At 54.0% G+C, this 17,615-nt stretch carries 15 protein-coding genes and 1 pseudogene; 12 read left to right on the top strand and 4 right to left on the bottom strand.

From position 1 onward, the window contains the following. Positions 1-616 precede the first annotated feature (616 nt). From ABEA92_RS29795 to ABEA92_RS29785, 3 genes are all read left to right on the top strand, one after another. On the top strand, positions 617-1,129 hold the full coding sequence (locus ABEA92_RS29795; protein WP_345689254.1) for a hypothetical protein: 513 nt from the start codon (positions 617-619) through the stop codon (positions 1,127-1,129). A gap of 126 nt (positions 1,130-1,255) precedes the next feature. Next, positions 1,256-1,699, top strand: coding sequence for an SMI1/KNR4 family protein (locus ABEA92_RS29790; RefSeq protein WP_345689252.1), 444 nt, complete (start codon positions 1,256-1,258; stop codon positions 1,697-1,699). A gap of 890 nt (positions 1,700-2,589) precedes the next feature. Next, positions 2,590-2,751, top strand: a complete 162-nt coding sequence (locus tag ABEA92_RS29785; RefSeq protein WP_345689250.1) for a hypothetical protein — start codon at positions 2,590-2,592, stop codon at positions 2,749-2,751. A 311-nt stretch (positions 2,752-3,062) separates the two neighbouring features. Here the strand turns inward: ABEA92_RS29785 and ABEA92_RS29780 are convergent, their stop codons facing one another. Then, complete coding sequence (locus ABEA92_RS29780; RefSeq protein WP_345689248.1) at positions 3,063-3,395, bottom strand: hypothetical protein; 333 nt, start codon at positions 3,393-3,395, stop codon at positions 3,063-3,065. Between the two features lie 638 nt (positions 3,396-4,033). Between ABEA92_RS29780 and ABEA92_RS29775 the strand changes: the two genes are divergently transcribed. The 4 genes from ABEA92_RS29775 to ABEA92_RS29760 all read left to right on the top strand — a co-directional run bounded on the left by ABEA92_RS29775 (position 4,034) and on the right by ABEA92_RS29760 (position 9,767). After that, on the top strand, positions 4,034-4,393 hold the full coding sequence (locus ABEA92_RS29775; RefSeq protein WP_345689246.1) for a hypothetical protein: 360 nt from the start codon (positions 4,034-4,036) through the stop codon (positions 4,391-4,393). Positions 4,394-4,628: 235 nt separating this feature from the next. Next, positions 4,629-5,102: a hypothetical protein gene (locus ABEA92_RS29770; protein ID WP_345689245.1), complete on the top strand. Its 474-nt coding sequence runs from the start codon at positions 4,629-4,631 to the stop codon at positions 5,100-5,102. A gap of 109 nt (positions 5,103-5,211) precedes the next feature. Then, positions 5,212-5,775, top strand: a complete 564-nt coding sequence (locus ABEA92_RS29765; RefSeq protein WP_345689243.1) for a hypothetical protein — start codon at positions 5,212-5,214, stop codon at positions 5,773-5,775. 3,233 nt (positions 5,776-9,008) lie between these two features. Further along, the gene (locus ABEA92_RS29760) at positions 9,009-9,767 is read left to right on the top strand and encodes a hypothetical protein (RefSeq protein WP_345689241.1); all 759 of its coding nucleotides are present in this window, start codon (positions 9,009-9,011) and stop codon (positions 9,765-9,767) included. A 411-nt stretch (positions 9,768-10,178) separates the two neighbouring features. Here the strand turns inward: ABEA92_RS29760 and ABEA92_RS29755 are convergent. Beyond that, a pseudogene (locus ABEA92_RS29755) lies at positions 10,179-10,328 on the bottom strand (IS91 family transposase); the annotation flags it as partial. Positions 10,329-10,592: 264 nt separating this feature from the next. On the opposite strand from ABEA92_RS29755, the gene ABEA92_RS29750 reads away from it, so the two are divergent. The 4 genes from ABEA92_RS29750 to ABEA92_RS29735 all read left to right on the top strand — a co-directional run bounded on the left by ABEA92_RS29750 (position 10,593) and on the right by ABEA92_RS29735 (position 14,290). Next, a complete protein-coding gene (locus tag ABEA92_RS29750) occupies positions 10,593-11,087 on the top strand; it encodes a hypothetical protein (RefSeq protein WP_345689238.1) in 495 nt (164 codons plus the stop codon). Positions 11,088-12,085: 998 nt separating this feature from the next. Continuing rightward, on the top strand, positions 12,086-12,232 hold the full coding sequence (locus tag ABEA92_RS29745) for a hypothetical protein (protein ID WP_345689237.1): 147 nt from the start codon (positions 12,086-12,088) through the stop codon (positions 12,230-12,232). Between the two features lie 328 nt (positions 12,233-12,560). Continuing rightward, a complete protein-coding gene (locus tag ABEA92_RS29740; RefSeq protein WP_345689236.1) occupies positions 12,561-13,583 on the top strand; it encodes a hypothetical protein in 1,023 nt (340 codons plus the stop codon). A gap of 371 nt (positions 13,584-13,954) precedes the next feature. After that, the gene (locus ABEA92_RS29735) at positions 13,955-14,290 is read left to right on the top strand and encodes a hypothetical protein (protein WP_345689234.1); all 336 of its coding nucleotides are present in this window, start codon (positions 13,955-13,957) and stop codon (positions 14,288-14,290) included. A 268-nt stretch (positions 14,291-14,558) separates the two neighbouring features. Here ABEA92_RS29735 and ABEA92_RS29730 read toward each other — a convergent pair whose 3' ends face one another. Further along, positions 14,559-15,767, bottom strand: coding sequence for a DUF1559 family PulG-like putative transporter (locus ABEA92_RS29730; RefSeq protein WP_345689232.1), 1,209 nt, complete (start codon positions 15,765-15,767; stop codon positions 14,559-14,561). 430 nt (positions 15,768-16,197) lie between these two features. Further along, positions 16,198-16,548 (bottom strand): hypothetical protein, encoded by a 351-nt coding sequence (locus tag ABEA92_RS29725; protein WP_345689230.1) that lies wholly within the window; start codon positions 16,546-16,548, stop codon positions 16,198-16,200. A 631-nt stretch (positions 16,549-17,179) separates the two neighbouring features. Here ABEA92_RS29725 and ABEA92_RS29720 point away from each other — a divergent pair. Further along, complete coding sequence (locus ABEA92_RS29720; protein WP_345689228.1) at positions 17,180-17,428, top strand: hypothetical protein; 249 nt, start codon at positions 17,180-17,182, stop codon at positions 17,426-17,428. Positions 17,429-17,615 lie beyond the last annotated feature (187 nt).

Raw genomic sequence — 17,615 nt, 5'->3', positions numbered from 1 at the left:
GCAAAGTGATGCCAGGTGAGAGGTGTCGGCTGGGAGCCGGATGCGTTAACGGCGCCAGTCCGGTTCTGAGAGGGTTCGGTGATCAATTGGACAAGGATCAAATATTGTGACACCACAAGGAGAAATCCGTGGCAAACCGTGAACACAAAGCGTATCCTAACATCCGAGAGACTCCGTTCTACTCGCCGGGAGCACGGCTTGCGGCTTTTTTCGTAATGGACAGTCAACTCTCCGTGCCCCGTGATGTCCGACGTTATCGCAACTAGCCGCGTGGCCTGCGTTGGTTTTGCAATTCATTCCAACGCTGGCGTACAAGCGAAATTCCCGTTGGTGATCGTGCAACATTTTGTCATCGCAGTCCGTTACACTAGCCTCACTGGTCGATCCCAACGGTTGTCTGCTTGACGGGCCACCCACGGGGCGGAACGCCACCGCATCCATGCTCGATTCAAGCTTGCTGCGATCTGCGATAACCATGCGATGGTGACGGAGCGGCGGCATCGTTTTTGCAAAGTGGCTCAATCACCCTTCGCCGCCCGCACATCGCTCCCGTTACCCGACTGAAGACAAAGTCAGCACGTTGGCTCAATCAACAGCACCGTCCAGCGAATCATTCATGAGAGCGTTCACCTACTCGCTTATATTCCTCATGCTGTTGGTCGGTTGCAATTCTCAGCGTCCGGACGTCGCTACACCTATGCCTAAAACCAAATTTGATACGCTCGACGACTTCCTTCACTCGACGACCTCACACCACGAACCACTTGACGTCGAGTATCTCCGCGATCCCTACCACGAGGGCCTTGTCTTCATTGCTGATACCGACCTCGATACCATGATCGACTGGTACTCCACGCAATTCTCGGTTCATATTTTGGATCGACACGACTACGACCCTGGTCAGGCGACCGTCTATTTCGACTCAGGCTCCGATCGCCGGAGCGTTAGTGTTTGTCTTGCCGACACATCAGTGCCTTCCGCAGTTGACAATCTTGTTGCTTCCATACCAACTCCGCAGCTAGAATCACTACGGAACTCTGGGGCGAGGTTGATTGGGATTGTCTTCATGGAAGACATCAATCAAACGATCCAAAAGATGAAAGACAACGGTGAATGGCCGCCCCGATGATCTTGAATGTACAAAACGCGGGTAACCATGTCGTGCAGCGGAGTACGGCATCAGGCAATTACAAATAGAAAATCAATAGGCCGTACCCGCTGACGACCGCCGTTATCTACCAAGCCCGGGCTTTCCGTGCAGTACAAAGACCTCATTACAGCAACGTACGGAGAAACGGACTTCAATCCGCCAGTCTCGGCGTCTGCACTCGCCGAATTCATTCAACGGAACGGGGCGATTCCTGACGAACTGTCTGACCTTCTGCGCGAAACAGATGGGGCACCAGTTGGTGATATGGTCTCCATCTTCTCTGTCGAATCCCGCGACGGATACACTTTTCAATCCGTGATTGATGAATGGGAAGACGCCGAATACCAACAGCTATATCCAAACAGCCAGGATTTGTTTTTCTTCGCTGGTGACGGGATGGGCGGATTCTTTGGCTATCGTCGAAACACAGATGGAGACGACTCCTTTGGCCTGATCTGCTACTGGGATCACGAAACCGATACGATACAAGAATTGGCCGAACAGGGACTCGACGGGTTCATTCGCACGTGCGAGCAGTACATTGAGTAGATAACAATGAAGGCTTTGACATCGCGGAGCGAGGCACGAGCGGAGCCGATGTTCAAGGCCTTGGTTCAAGAAGGCCGGTGGAACGCTTTGAAGATTCAGCGATCACCCAGAGAATTTACGAAGGCTTTTGCTTTCTTGTCGCGTGACCGCAGGACTGATGATGGTGGCGGAGGTGGCTCGGGGTGCCGAGTTGCAGCCAGCAAATGGGCCGCTCTGTGCGTTTCCAGATTGTCTGCCAGTGAGGCTGCGGGCCTTGTGTTTCGCGATGCTGCGCAGACCGTCTGCGACCGCACTCCTGGTGACGCTTGGTTTTTGACGGTGCGAACGATCGTAAGCCGCGTCGTTTAGCTTGCCTTTTCCCGCGCTGGTCCGCGACGATAGATCACTCGGTGGTCCGTGCAGCGGCTCGCTGGAGGGAACGGAGTCAACGGTGGGATTGCCGACTGGAACTCTGTTGTCTCCGTTTGCTCCTGCGCAAACCCCATCAACAACTGGCGGAAGAGCGGGCGTGGCGGAATGGGGTTGTGGGCCTTCGACGTGGCAGCTACCGCGTGTTGCCCGCGGAGTTCGGTGTCTGTCTCCAGTGGCGATTGTTCTTCAGTCTGGCTTGCCGCGTGGTCGATCACTGGGGTTCTCGGCTCAATAACTTAGCCAACCACAGATGAACGCGGATGAACACAGATTCATCCATTTAAAGCTCTGCGTCCATTTGCGTTTATCTGTGGTTCCATGTTCTCTGCCAAGAGTGTTGCTGCGGGCACCGGACATGGGCGCACTTTTGGGCTCTGGTGAGAATGGGGCACCTGCGTTGTTCCAGCCGTTTAGCCAGAACCATCCGAAGCAGGCGAGCACGCGGCAGGGCTGGTAGGTAATGGCACGCATGTCCACGCGTGTCACCTGATCCGTACTGTTTGCTGGCTGGCGATGATGACTTGATCGCGGTCGTTTCGGCGATTCAGACGGTCTTCATGCATGATGGAGCGTCTGCAAACGGATTTACTGGCGGTCGTTGCGCTCGCTATGATTGGATCCACGTCAACCGCCGTGGTTAGCGATATCCCGTTACAGCAATCTGGGGAACCATGGGGCACATGTTGTGGATTGGACATGGTCTGAAGACGAGCGGGTGGGAGTGAGGAGTGAGGAGTGAGGAGTGAGGAGTGAGGAGTGAGGAGTGAGGAGTGAGGAGTGAAGGAGTGAAGGAGTGAAGGAGTGAAGGAGTGCGCGGCAGGTGATGGCGAATGTAAGACAGAAAGATTGTTGCGACAGAAAGATTTTTAGGACGAAGAATCTTGTGCCTCATCGTTCTGCCTTCATCTTTTTGTCACCCATGTTTTTGCCTGGGGGTTGATCATTTGCGAAGCTAGCGTCTAACTGCATTCGTGGTGGCTAAGTCGCGTCGACCATTGGACGGTGAGATGTTCATTCGCGGTGATTGGCGTGATTTGCGGGCCAGTGTTTGCGAGCGGTATTCGCTGCGAATCAGATGGATTTCCACGGGGCAAGTGCTGGTGACGCGGACTTGATCGCGATTGAAGAGTGCGAAGTGATGCCAGGTGCGAGGTGTGGGCTGGGAGCCGGCGGCGCCAGTCCGGTTCTTAGAGGGGTCGGTGATCAATTGGACAAGGATCAAATATTGTGGCACCACAAAGGAGAAATCCGTGGCAAACCGTGAACACAAAGCGTATCCTAACATCCGAGAGACTCCGTTCTACTCGCCCGGAGCACGGCGTATGGCGTTTACAAATGGACATCCTATTGGCCGTGCCCGCTGACGACCGACGTTCCCCGACACAAATGAGGCTCTCCACTGGACGCGGTGTTCGCAACTCTGACGCTACTATTCCCACCGATACTTGCAATCGTCATTCGCAGCAGGGGGCGCGCGATTCTATACGGAACGGTCGTTGTTTGGACTTTCATGGTTGCGGGCGCTCAATACAATCTTGCGACTGATCCGGAATACAACAGCCTTGCGCCGGGCATATCAATTGTGGTCGGTTGGCTCCCTGGATTGGTGTATTCGGGACTGTGTGTCTCAATTGTTGCCATTGCATCTGCGATCTCGCGTCGAGATACGAACGAGACGCCTGAACGATGACTTCACGCGGATATACTGGCTGTTGTTTCACACGTTATAGTTGTGCCGTCGTCGATCACTTGGTTGGCGTCAATGCCCGCCGGAAAAGCGGGAAGCCATCCGATGCAACCGAGCGGCGAAGGCGGGCGTTTTGAAGTGGGTGATTGGCCGTTGCCGCCGGCTGATCGGTAATGTTATCCGACTAAAATCCATTCGTGCAACCTTGTGCACTGACCGCAATCTAGGAACCAGCGATGAAGTACAAGACGACTTGCGCGTTCGCATTGATCGCAGTTACCTTTATTGGTCTGACCACCTTTAGGTACGCTTTGGCTGATGAAGGCGACCCAGCAGGCCATGTCAACCTGCAAGGCTTAGGGGACAGGCCCGCCTTGGTCGCGTTTGGCACCGGTGGCGAAAACGGCGGCGACAACACAGTGCTCGTTAATTGTGCGATCGTCGACATTGACGGTAAGCGATTTCTCGGGGGAACCGTCACTGACGAGTGTCCGGAGGTTAAGGTCGCATTCCCCGGTCGAACTGCGTACGTTGCACTCGAGCGTATCGTGTACATTCAATATCTTGACGCTGAGAACCCTCAGGACGGTGGATAACCAATAAGGGGTTCCCTTCGCGTACCGCGTAGATTGAACCCGAATCTCTGTCGATGATTTGCATTTAACGAACTGGACGAGAGGGCGTGATTAGCCGAAGCTCAGCCCTTTCTTTAACCATCCGATGCGCCGAAGGATCGGGCGTCGCGTTTTGACATGGAAACTCTACTCGCGGTCCTCGGTGATCGGTCCCGTTCGTCGGACTGATGCTGTGCGGCCACGATACCGAATGCCTATGCAGACGAATCCGTACGCACCATCACACAGCCAAAGCCAACACACTGACACTCCGGGGGGACCGGTCTCGCGGATCGCGAGAATGATGGCAACCGCCGCTTCGAGTGTCGGGCTAACAGTCGTCGTATGGGCTGCGCTCGTGATGTTACTCGACAGCCCATTTCTACGCTACAAGGTAATGTGGGCGGGGACCTTGTGGGGCTCAGCCACTATTTGCGCGGGATTCGTTGCCCACTCGCGATTTGCCCTTCGCCCGGTGTTGATGTGCACAGTTGCGTTTGGCATATTCGGTTTGACCTTCATGGCGTTGGAGGGTCCAATCTTTGGAAATCTTTCAACCGGAGGCAACCCAGGAATAATGCGATTTGTCGCATGGAACTTCACGCTACTGCCGCTGGGCGTATTTGCGGCGGCGGAAGCCGGTGTTCGATTGGGCCGTCGCTACCGCGCCAATAAAGCCGACGAACCATGAAATGCACTGGAGATCGTGAGCTGATCTTGGGCGATGGAAGGTCCATCGCGCGATCCTCGTGATTTCGGACGTTATCCCGCTCAGGCCTGCTAAAACCTTTGGAGTCCTTATGAAACTACCAACAACACTGTTTGCGTTCGTTGTTGCTTCGCTGACATCTACGTCGGTGTTCGCTCAGCAAAGTGAGAAAACGACCGAAGATCGTATTGCGATCCTTCAGAATCGCGTCAGGGAACTTGAAGCTCTTGTTGCAAAACTTACGCTAGAGAAGCAAGCGGCAGAACAGCCGGCCAATATTGTCCGGTACGCCAAGTTCAAAGAACTGCAAGCAGATGGCGCAATTGTTCGGATCTTTCCGGCTGACGGTATGACACGCGAATCTGTGTTGCCGATGGACATTGCGTTTTTTCCAATTCCCACAACTCATGGGATCAGGCTTGGTCAAACCGTTTTCTCTGTCGATGATGCTGAATCCCAACTCCTGAAATGGAAAAAGATCGCAAACGATAACGGTGTCAAAAACGTGCAGCTATGGGTGGTTACCGACGACATGCAAAACCCTATTTCTCAACGCTTGCTCACTTTTGGGGTCACTAACTTCCATGCGGCCGGCGGCGAGAACCTGAAGCGGTACAAAAAGCGTTGGGCTGAGACAATGAAGGCATTTGAGTAATTCTCGCTGCGGGATAACAGAAGATGCACCCGCGTCACGAAGTCGGGCGTTTTGTCAATAGTGAATCTCTCGTCGTGACCGGGTGATTTTGGACGTTCTTGCGGCGATGGTGTGCAGCCTATTGGGGTCGCAATCGTTGTCCAGGTCTCGAACGTTTTTTCCCAGTTCACGTCAGCAGCGACATCGTGTCGGGCGAAGGTCACTTTCATTGGAACTTCCTGGTAGTGCAGGCCTTCGCATCGGATCGATGCGAGGTTGGTCTTAACCGCAGATTTACACAAATGGACACAGATGTGGTTGATCGAGAATCGTATCTGTGTGCATCTGCGTGTATCTGTGGTTGTTAATAACGTCTGGAATGCCACGCCGCTAGATCGCTGCGTTTCCGAATCTTCATTGTCGTTTGTTGCTCGTGCTTCCTTCGGTCGCTATCCTGAGGTTCGTTGAGCGCCGTCCGATTGGCGATTCGTCCGCCACGCAGGCCCCACGCAAGAACCAGCGTGGTGCACCCGAGCGACGTCGACGTGTTTTCGTGAGCACAAAATCTTGGGTCGCCGCCAGTTGACCACCGCCGTTATCCGGCTTAAATCCACATGAATCCCTACCGGACGCCATTGACGATCGAAAATTCGCCGCAAAAGCACGGTGCACGCAGGCTTCGTCCGTACGTGGTTGCGTGGAGTCTGGGGACTTTCTCGCTGTCAGGTTTTATGCTGGTCGAAACGATTACTTCTTTCGCGATGCCGGGACTTCTGCTTCTCTGGGTTCTGGTTTACGCGGTCGGGAGCGTCTTGGCGGCATCGGTCTCTGCTCCGATCGTTGTGAGATACCGAGCACTCGCCCTCGTTTCGTCCCTTGCAGTGCTGGTGGTGCAATTCCACGTCTGGGCAGCGATAGCGAACCTAGGCCCTGGTGGGACGCAATGACAACACCTTCTCTTACCCCCCCCCCCCCCCTGCGGATAGCAATTGCGTGAACCCGAGTTGTGGTCGGGCCGTTTCCTGGAATTGAAGTGACTCGCCACAACCGGGTTACGCCGGTCGTTCCCCGACTAAATCCATGCGTTATCGCCTATCCACACTGTTATTGACGACGACTTGCATTGCTTTGGCAATTGGGTGGAGCGTGGATCGCTACACTCATCGCGTTCCTTCGTACGAAGACCGACTTGCTGATCACGCTCGACTGGCGGCAACACTTGCGAAGGTGAACCAACTCCATCAATTCTGCGACTCCCCTCAGCCTTACCTCAGAAATGTCCCGGACTTGCTATTTGGAGAGTACCTGCAATTGTTCAGGAACCGTAGACTATTTGAGCGAACGTACGGTCCAATTGGAGATGCTAGCCGTATTGATGCTGCAGCGCTGCGATGGATTGGCTACGAGACACTGCGACGCATCGAGGTAACCACGCTCAACGAGTTTGAAGAAAAGCTACGACAATCTGGTCTCGGGGGACCGCAAGTCTATGACCTCTATACTGCTAACGGCTCTCTCAAGCCTGGACTCTCCGAGTTTGTATTGGAATGTCTCGCCGCGACAACCGACCCTGCTCTCACTCACTCCTCTGGGCCGTTTGAGGGTGATTGTTCCAACGCGATGCGCCACCTTTTTCACTCACTCCAGAACACGACTTTCGACCATGCTGCCGGAGGGTAGCCATCGCATGGAAGTTGCGGACTGGAAATGGCTTGAAGACGAGCGGGCGGGAGGGAGACAAGGAGTGAGGAGTGAGGAGTGCGTTAGCCCATGACTGGCGGACTGTGGAAAAGTTGGTTTAGGTCGCTAGAGCTCGTTCGAGCTCGTCCCGGGTTCGCGATGATCGGTGTTCTCGTCATGCTGGATACTTCATGCGACCCAGCAAGAACGGATCGTCTCTCGGATCCTAGATTGCTTAAGCAATCGCTTCATATTTTCTAACCAGTGATTTTTTAACCTTTCCTCGGCGGTGCTCGGTCGTAACATGATGGCCGCAAGCGGGAGATTGATTCTCTCCGGCGGCACCTGGCGGTGCGACGTTGATCGTTACAGAGAGATGCTATCGCGGATCGACATAACTGGTAGACAGAAAGATTGAAACGGCGGCGCATTAATCGCCTTCATCGTTCTGCCTTCATGTTTTTGTCACCCATTTTTTTGCCTGGGTTTTGGTCATCGGGGGGCGTAACGATTTATTGCGTTTGCGGTCGTCAATTGAGTGCGTCGGTTGCCCATTGGCGTTGATTCGCGTGATTCGCGGGCTAACTGGCGTTGAGAGGGAGCTCCTACCGTCGCGTTGCGACTACTGCTTGTCTATTGCGTTGACGTTCCACGGACTCGCGTCCGTCACTATCGCATTTCGTCGCGTTGCGACTGGATGGACAACAGGTTGAAGCGGCAGGTTTGGGCGACCGCGAGATAGCATGTTCTATCTTCCTGCCTTTGAATTTTTCTGTCGCACCAATCTTTCTGTCCTCACTTGCGGTGTGAGCAGTTTGGCCGCGCTAGGGCAGGTCGGTCGCGGAATTTGCGGATCGATACCGTGTACGAGACTCTCGGAGCATTTCGTTCGGTCCTTGCTCGGACGATCGATCGACAGAATTATTGGTGCGACAGAAAAATGAGTTTGCCATGGTGGTTCGCGATTGGGGTCGATCGCTCGCGTTGTTCCTGTTTTTTAACCTATCATCTTCTAACCTTTCTCGGTGTCTCGGACGCATGGGCATCCGCGGTTGGCAGTTGATTCGTGTCAGCGGGAAGTGAGGCTTTTGAGCCAGTTCCAAGCCAGAGATTACGATCGCTGTCGCCGCAACCGATCGTCAATCATTCATTGATATGTTCATCGCCTTTTCGGTATGCGGCGTTCATTCGCAATCATTGGCGTGATCCGCGGGGAAATGTTGGCGAGCGGTATTCGCTGCGAATCAGATGGATCTCCACGGGGCCAACGTGCATCATGCCGCCCGCTTGATTGCGATTGAAGAGTGCAAGGGAACGGCAAGTGAGAAGTGTCGGCTGGGAGCCGGATGCTGTAACGCGGCGCGTCCGAATCGGAGCGGGGCCGCGGGGCAATGCGGCATGGTTAGAATCCTGTGACACCACAACGGGAAACGGGTGGAAAGCAGGGGGCACAAAGCTTAACCTAAAGCAAAGAGACCTCGGTCTACTCGCCCGGAGTCGGGCTTGCAAGGTTTTACGAATGGAACGTCAACTGTTCCGGACCGCCGTCCCCGCCGTTGTGTGTATGAAATCCGATGAACGCCGACACGCTCCCATGGCTCCGCAAATCGATTTGCATGCGTCCGTCGTCCTTGGAGGTGCTGTCAATCGCCACCGACATCTACGATCGCACGTGTCGTACTGACTTCGATGCACCGGGCTTCTGCGTCGTCAACCTTGGCAACTCCATCGATTCCGTTGCTTTTCGTCAACTGATGGTCGATCTCAAGCGTGCAATGGCTGGAATTCACGAATCCAGAACCGACAGCACGCTGATCTACCTGTCAGCCTCGCGATTCGATCAACAAGAAACAACTCGCCCTCATCTTGATGGTGGCCCGGACGAATGCTTCCTCATGTTGGGCTACGAGCCCAGCGAGGTGGACTCTGAACTCGAAATCTCGGACTACGCGAAATGCGCGTTCGATCTCAGCCTGTCGCCCAAGGAATTCATGGCCAAGCACAATCCAATGTTTCAATCCGGCTACGAATTGCTGCGGCCGTATTCCACACGCATTCCATGCTTCTCGCGAAACGATTACCAAATCATTTGCGTCAACAATTCATCCGCACCGTTTTCCCAAGACCAACCGATGTGGCAGGGCACACTCCATACGGCCACCATTCTAACTCCCAATGAATCAAAACGGCGCGTCATCAACTCCACGATGATCGCTGTGGCACCTGCTGGCACTCCTGATACAGTCACGGAACCTCAGCAAAAAGAATTTGTCACTACTTCGACGGTCCGTCGGCGGGGTTATGATAAACAGCACCTCGAAGACGATACGTAAACATCGCGTGGATGCGGAGAATGTCAACGGAGCGATTTGGTCGTTGAGTACTGTTCGGAAACCACATCATCATGCGATTTTTGTTAACAAATCACGCGGGTGAAGTGCCTTCTCTGTAGTGGACGAGGCAACGAGTCCCGTCATGCCGATGAGTCGCTGGGACTCGTAGCCTCGTCCACTACATCCAACGCTGGGGCTCGTAGCCTCGTCCACTACCCTTGAAGCTGGCCGAGCTACGCTCATCCGAGTAAAGCTCTAGCGGCACGGCTCTAACGCCACGGGAGGGTTCATGTCATTTGGGAAACATTTTGAAATGGCGAAGTTATTTTCGAACGGTTCGTTAGCGACTTTCCCACGCGTTCTCCGATACGCGTGCCGTTATTTCACCTCGACCACTGACTAGCGGTCGCTGCAATCCGAGTAGTACAGCGGTTGGGGCGGCGGTTTCTCTTGCGGCGCATGTCCGCTTGCCAGCCAGAGCGTCCAGCCTAAAATCAGCCACACCAACCAATGCACCTGATCGAGTTTGATCTTCGAGTTCGGATTCATCCAGCCAAGGTGTTCGTGGCTGACGATGACAGATCTTTGTTGAGAGAGTATAGAGAACAGCAAGAAAGCGTTCCAGCGCCGCGAGAATCGGCGAAACAAAGCAAACGAAAAACACCCCCACCTCGCCGCGACAGCGGCTTACATGAGCCATGCTATCCACCGAAGGACGGCGTGGCGAGTGTGCAAATGGAAACCGTATTGGCTGCTCATCGGTGATGGCGATCGCTATCCCGATGCCGGCAATCAAATTGAGCAAGAGAAGGCGAATCAGCTTCCATGGATTATCCACCTATTGTTAACTACCTGTTGGGCGCGGCTTTCACTGCGTTGCTTGTTTACTGGCAAGTTCTACGGGGAAAAAATCAAAAGTCCAAGCCGATAGAAAACAGGAAGCGAATCGCTCCTACGATTGCGGACCTTCAAGGCCAATGGAAAGTCGTTTCGTTTGGCCAGAATGGTGGGAAAGCACCGTTCTTTATACCTTGGCTTGTGAAAGCACGACTTGTCGTCGAAGGAGACCGGTTTATCAAATTGATGGGTGACCGGACGATTGATTCAGGACGTCTTGTGATTTCAACAGACGGTGACCACGCGACATTTGACGAATACAGCGACGCTGGAGACGATTCAGACAATGTGCATCTTGGGATCATCCGGTGGGTTGGCAATAAAATTGAGCATCTGCAAGGTAATGCTGGAGGGGATCGGCCGACGGGATTTCCGTATTCGAAGGACTCGATGTGCGGTTACGCTATGATGAAACGCAAGTAGATGCAGTCGAGCTCACGATCGTGGATCACGAATTTGTGCAGCGGAGGAGGGCATGGGCGTTTGCCGACGAATCTCGCCATTCTTCACGATTCGCTCGATAGGATTAGAATGCGGCGAAACGAGGTGGCGGAGTCGTTCTTTTGAAAATTGAAAATTAATCGCCGCGACGCAATTGTTGCGTCCGTTCTGCACCAAAGTTTGACTTCTCCAATGACGAATAAATGTTCGCAGTGCGGGTTGACGACGCACACTGTCGATGCAACGAAGTGTCTGCTGTGTGGAACGCCATTTTCCAGCGCAGATCGTGGTCCGCAAATTGGCCAATCAGCCGCCCTCGCAATGCGTCCAACTCCGAGGAAGTGTGCGAAGTGCGGGATGACAACGCACTCCGAAGATGCGACGAATTGTTTGCTGTGCGGAGAGTCCTTTCCTGATCCGCTCGTTGCATCGAATCCGATTGGGGGCGAACCACAGGCAAATCAGGGAGCAAGGCAGGCGGGGCACTCGACTCTCTATGTCAGTCGCAGAGAAGGTCTCAAGCCGCGCAGGTTGATCGCTGTCTTCACGGCTCTGCACGGTATTGTCGGATTGCTTGGCGGAGCGGGGCTCGTTGCAATGATCCTGCTTAAAATCATTCCTACCGTGAGTGTTTTGATGGTCACGCTCGCAATCGTGACTTTCACTGCGCGAGGCGTCTGTGGTGCCGTTGGTGCGATATTGCTGTGGCAGGGAACAAAACGAGGCTATCAGTTCTCGTTGGTTTGTTGGGGCTATGTTGTCGTGGTTGGCCTAATCGCGGTTGTTCAGATTCCTCTGTTAGATCTGCCGGATGCGATATTGGCAAAGCATATTGGGTCAACGCTCGGCAAGCTTATGTTTGGCATTCCGTTCGTGTACCTGCTTGCGAGTGACTTGCTTCGCTTGAATTCTACGGCAATCAGGTCATCGTAAGGACAAGGTTGAGTCGTAGCGAGTCGGAAGTTGCTTATCGAACGGGAGTGACTGTCGTAAGCACCCGAGCGGTGCTGGTTGCCGTTTCGGAACTGGCCGAATCCTTTCGCCGTCGCCCGCAGAACGCGATCGACGATGAAGTCCGCGGTTGGCAGCGTGTCTTGGGGTTCGCTTGTCTTGAGATTTCCAAGTGAGCAGCAAGCGTCTTCCGTTAGTGCGACACATTCTTTCGGAGCGAAGCGTTCCTGGTGGGTGGGCGTGGTGAGGAACTTGGATTTTCTGGTTTTGGAGTTGAAGAAGCAGGCGACGGAGTTGAATTTGCCGAGGTCTAGTGCGTGAATCTTCATGTGTACTTTGATCCATGTGTTTGGTGGGTGGAGTGAATGTGACCGGCAGCCGCACGCTGCCGAGATCACGGGTCCGAGTCGCCAGTTATTTTGAGCGAATGACTCCCACCCATCAAATCTCGGATTTGCATGGATTCTTTCGCCGACTCGGCACTTGAACGATACAAGAATTCAAATGCGTTTGATGATTGCACTATTTGTTGTGGCTATTGCAATATCGAGTGCTCGTAGCCAAGAAAGCCCGCTGGCAAAACCGACGGTAACGTCAACTCGCTTAAGCTGCTCAACGGGATTCGCGGAAGTTACCTATGGATACAAACGCTCCGCAGCGAATGCCGACGCGGTGAAGCTCGAATTCATCGTCATTCAAACGTCACAGCATCACCTGTTCAAAACGGAAGTCTTTTTGAGCAGCAAGGTCGACGACGTCACTCCTCCCGCCTACATCACTTTTGGCGACGGGGTAATCGACCTTCCAAATGATGCTCAGCTTCATGCCATCACCGATGGTCGCTATCATCGAGCTGACTCGGATGTGACGCTCGGTGAGATTCGTGCTTGGGTCGACCAGTCTCCATTGCGAGCCAGTATCGAGTCGTTGCTGGAATACCGAACCAAATCTCGTGCTGATGAACAAGGCGGTGCCAACAAGCGGACTCGCTGGGTGCAGGCAAGCCCGGAAGAGGTTGTTTGGTCGTCGAAAGGTTCTGACAACGTGCTGGATGACCATTCAATAGAGCTCCGAGGATCATCCAACGATTGGCAAGAATTCACGCTTTATTTTCAGCCACCGAAGCTGATGCAAATCGAGCATATTCTGCTGGAGGTGCTGCCGTCAGCGGCAACGGACGCCAACGATAATCAAAGAATGGTGCTGTTTGAGGTCAATCCGCATCTCGAAAGCGTTGAGAATGGGGCGATGCCATTAGAGTTTCGAAGTTGTCGGTTTTTAGGAAACGAGGATGACGAAACTGCAGCGAATTGCATCGACTCTTTGTCCGATACCGGCTGGACTGTGCCTGACTTTGTCGGCAAGGACGCTTGTCATCAACTCGTGATGGAACTCCGCAAACCCATCACGGTCCAGCCTGACGGCATGTTCGCGATCACCATTGACTCAGGCGGTGCACCCGACCTAAGGCAGCTTTCGCGAATTCGCGTATCTTTTTCCGGCCAGGCTCAAGACGGCGGGTGGTGATTTGGTGCGAGCTGCGGATTGGGAGGGAGACACGGAGACACGGAGACACGGAGACACGGAGACACGGAGTGGGGAGTGGGGAGTGGGGAGTGAGGAGTGAGGAGTGAGGGCTGGGAGCTGGGAGCTGGGAGCTGGGAGCTGGGAGCTGGGAGCTGGGAGCTGGTGCAGATTGATTCGTTGTGTTCGCACGCCTTGAGGCTTAGCGGGTGGTAGACAGAAAGATTGGTGCGACAGAAAAATGTTCTAGACGCAGTAGCGGCTGCCCTGTATTTCGGTCTTCACCTTTTTGTCACCCATTTTTTTGCCTGGGTTTTGGTCCTCAGGGGACGTAGCGTGTTAATGGGATCGTGGTCGTTAATTGAGCTCGTCCGATGAGCACTGCGTCGAACGCTACGACGGCTGTTGTGCGTTACCAATTGGCGTTCATTCGCGTGATTCGCGGGCTAATTGGTGCGACAGAAAAATGGGATGGCCATGCCGATTCGCGATTAGGCATGAAGGACTCGCGTTGTTTCCATCTTTTAACCGATCATCTTTTAACCTTTCTCTGTGTCTCGGCTACGATGCGTGTATGGGCAAAGGCAGTCACTGCCATCGCTTTGCGAGTTTGCTGCGACCGCGGTGTCGATATCCCGCGAACGCCCAACCAGAGATTATGGTCGCCATCGCTGCTGCCGCGGCAAGTTTGCATTGTTCAATCGCGATGATTGGCGTGACTAGCGTTGGTATCGTCAACGCTCGACATGTTTGGGCACCGCGTAGGTCGTGGATCGAACGTCGCGTTCGAGATTCTTGCTCCACTGCGTTAATGGCAAAAAGATGTGGGACAAAAAGATGGGTGCTGCGTAGGGAGAGCGGACATGTTTTGCGACGCCGGCGAAGGAGATGTGGAGGTCGACCTGTGGTGACAAGCGAAAACACCAGCGAAACAGCAGGTCCCGCTGGTGGTATCGTCCTTGTCAATTTTGGGTTCGCTTACCAGTCGGATCCGATCACTTCCTTTGAAGCTCGCGTGCCCAGGGCTCCCCAAAGCCCGAATGGACTGGTGCGACCTGCGGCTAAACCTCCGGTTGCATTGGATACTTGAGCCGAGCTGCTGTTGCCAGCTTCAATTGAATCGGTGATGAACTTCACCGCTCCGTCTCCCATCAAAATGTGGCAACCTCCTTGATGACGACTGCTTGGTGGAGCGACAGCGGAGGCACCACGGCTTGTTGTCGCCATACAGATCTCTCGATTTGGAGGCAGAATTGTGTTCATGCCGCTGTAGCCAATCCGTCCATAGGCCCATGCATAGCCACGACGATGTTCCGAGTTCGTGATGATTGCCTGGGCACCCCAAAACTGCGGTCGAGTTGCGTCAACGCCGTTGCAGCTAACCGCACCGCCGGCGGGGACCAGGTCTCGTCCGTCATCGTTTGTACTGCTGCCTGAAACTCCGAACGTGGTCCGTTTGTCGCGATCACCCAAGTCGGTGGTGATTTCGCCGGCGGCTATGGTGTTGGCAAGTCCGTCAAGGATGTCTCGGAAACGCATCTTTTGTCGAGGAACAAAGACACCTCGCTGTGAGTGCCTGACGGCAATTGCACGTGTATTGTCGGTCATTTCATTGTTATCAAGTGCTCCCCAGTCGCCCATGTGAACAGAGTCACCGCCGCAGTAGGCGTAGTTGGTACGTCCGGACGAAGGCAATCCAGCGCCTGGATCGCTTGGGCAGCGAAGTGCCGGGATCTCGGTGAGCCAAGGAGCGTAGCGGTTGGTGCTATGGTCTGCCTGCGTCATTTTGGGGTTAGGGCCCATCGCCTGGAACGTGCCGGCGGTAACGGTAAGCGGATTGCTAATCTGTTCCCAAATCGCTTGTTGCTCCATGAACGGGGTCAAACCTACGAGCCAATTTAGCTCGAGACGATTGATTCCAGTACCGACCAAAAGCGTGTCCGCGTCGACGGTTGATGGGTTTGAAGTGCCGCCCTGGGATACAGGCAATTGGTTGTAGGCGGCATGATAATTGTGCACCGCCAATCCGATCTGTTTGAAGTTGTTGCTGCAATTCATCCGGCGGGCCGCCTCGCGAGCCGCTTGCACGGCCGGCAACAACAGGCCTACGAGCACCCCAATGATCGCGATCACGACGAGCAATTCCACGAGGGTGAAACCAAAACGTTGACGAGCTAAATTTCTCAATGTACGACTCCAAAAGTATTGCCAAGGAAGAGGCGATTAATATCGTCCCATTAGACAATGATGCGGATCGCAGATTCCTTAACCTGCAATCTGGGCTTTTCGCGAAGGTTTTAGGTAATTGATTCAATTGAGGGCTCAGGCCATGAGGTGCCGCCATGACGAACCCTCTTTCGGGCTTGATTGCATTCGCACAACCGAAGCCTAAGGCGGCGAAAGCCGAAGTTCTTCGTCCACGCTGTGGCGATTGGAAGTCCAGGAACGAAACTGAAACGGAACGAAACAGGGACAGGACTCGTCTGTAGTATCGGCGCCGCGTGGTTTCGGCGAGCTCATCCAGAACACAAACGCGTCGACCAGGGAACACGATGCGGACATGGTGTTGCAATTGAGTCTGGGGGTATTCGCTTTCCGTGGTGAGCCCAGGCATCTATCAGACGCAAGGATTGATGCGACCGAACGATTGGAACGACGGAGAAGCGGTAGCCCCCGATTCATCTGACTTCATCATTTTGTCAGCCATTTTCCTGTTTGTTAACTGCTCATCGGGAGACGTAGCGATTTGTTGGGCACGTGGTTGCCAATTCGCGTCGTCGGTTTTGCATACTTCGATTGCTGTCGCCGCTACCGCGGCTAGGTTGGTGTCGTTGGTGCCCGAAACCCCACGCTGCCGCGTGGGGCTAAGTGCTGCCGCCGCTGCCGCGGCTTTTGTGCGTTGCCCATTTGCGTCGATTGGCGTGATTCGCGGGCGGATTTGTACATGCTGGATTGGCCCGCGAATCATGCGAATTTCCGCGAATCTCCAATCCTCTGGCCGCCGATTTGATTTGGGGTGGGCAATGTGAAGTCATGCCTGGAAAGAGGTGTCCACGGAGGCCGGATGCGTGGGCGGCGCCAGTTCGGGGCTGAGAGAGCGCAGTGATCCTTGGGACTGCGTACAATTGGACTGTGTTTTATTAGGCGAGGAGCAAGATATGTGGCACCGCAGGTGAAGTCAGTGGTAAACTGTGAGCGCAAGGCGTATCCTGACATCCGTGAGATGCCATTCTGCTCGCTCGAAGAAAGGCTTTGGGTTTTACATATGGAACATCTCTCCCGTCGTCGGTGACTCCTTCCATTTTGTCTGTTGAATGAAGCTTCTTGAGATCAAATCAGAAATGGAGAAACCGCCTCGTCCTTGGTTTCAACTGTTTCGATTGTCTATTGATCGCGGCGCTGCCAAAGAATGGTTCGGCTGCAAGCCATTTGTTGAATTCGTTGACGGACTGGGCAATGCCGACATTTGGGCATTGGAGTTTGATTGTGGGCTTCGAGTTGGTTTCGAGTTCTTGCACTTCCAGACCGGTGGCTCTGTTAGAGCGTCCGAGCCAAACGCCTCGCATGTTCAGAGGCACCTCCGGCACTGGCAAGCAAAAATGGAACCGTATCCAATCGGTACCTTTACCGATTTAGACAAAGCGACGATTCAGCACTACGCGGACCGCTACGCAGAGCTTCTCGAGCCGCATTCCTATCAACTGTGGCGAATGGGGGACGATGGTAATGAAATGGCCATTGGCGAACCGACGTCGTTTCTTGATGCGAGATGCTGGCAACATGAGTTGGAGTCACGCAAGCACAAGCAGATCTATTGGATATCGCAGAATGCGATCAGCGAAGATTAGTGTTCCCGTCCTAGGTGAAACACTAATCGCCACTCATAGACGCTAATCGATTTGCGGTGTTGGTCTTGCTCCGACGCCGTCGATACGCCCGCTGGTAGCCGATTCGGGCAGTGGGGAGCCAACGATGTGATGTTTTGCATTACCGATTGCGACCTTAACGGATCGAGGTTCGCGAAAGGCAGAAAGA

Source organism: Novipirellula caenicola (genome assembly GCF_039545035.1).
GTDB classification, from domain to species: Bacteria; Planctomycetota; Planctomycetia; order Pirellulales; family Pirellulaceae; genus Novipirellula; species Novipirellula caenicola.
This window is presented reverse-complemented; position numbering and strand designations above follow the sequence as displayed.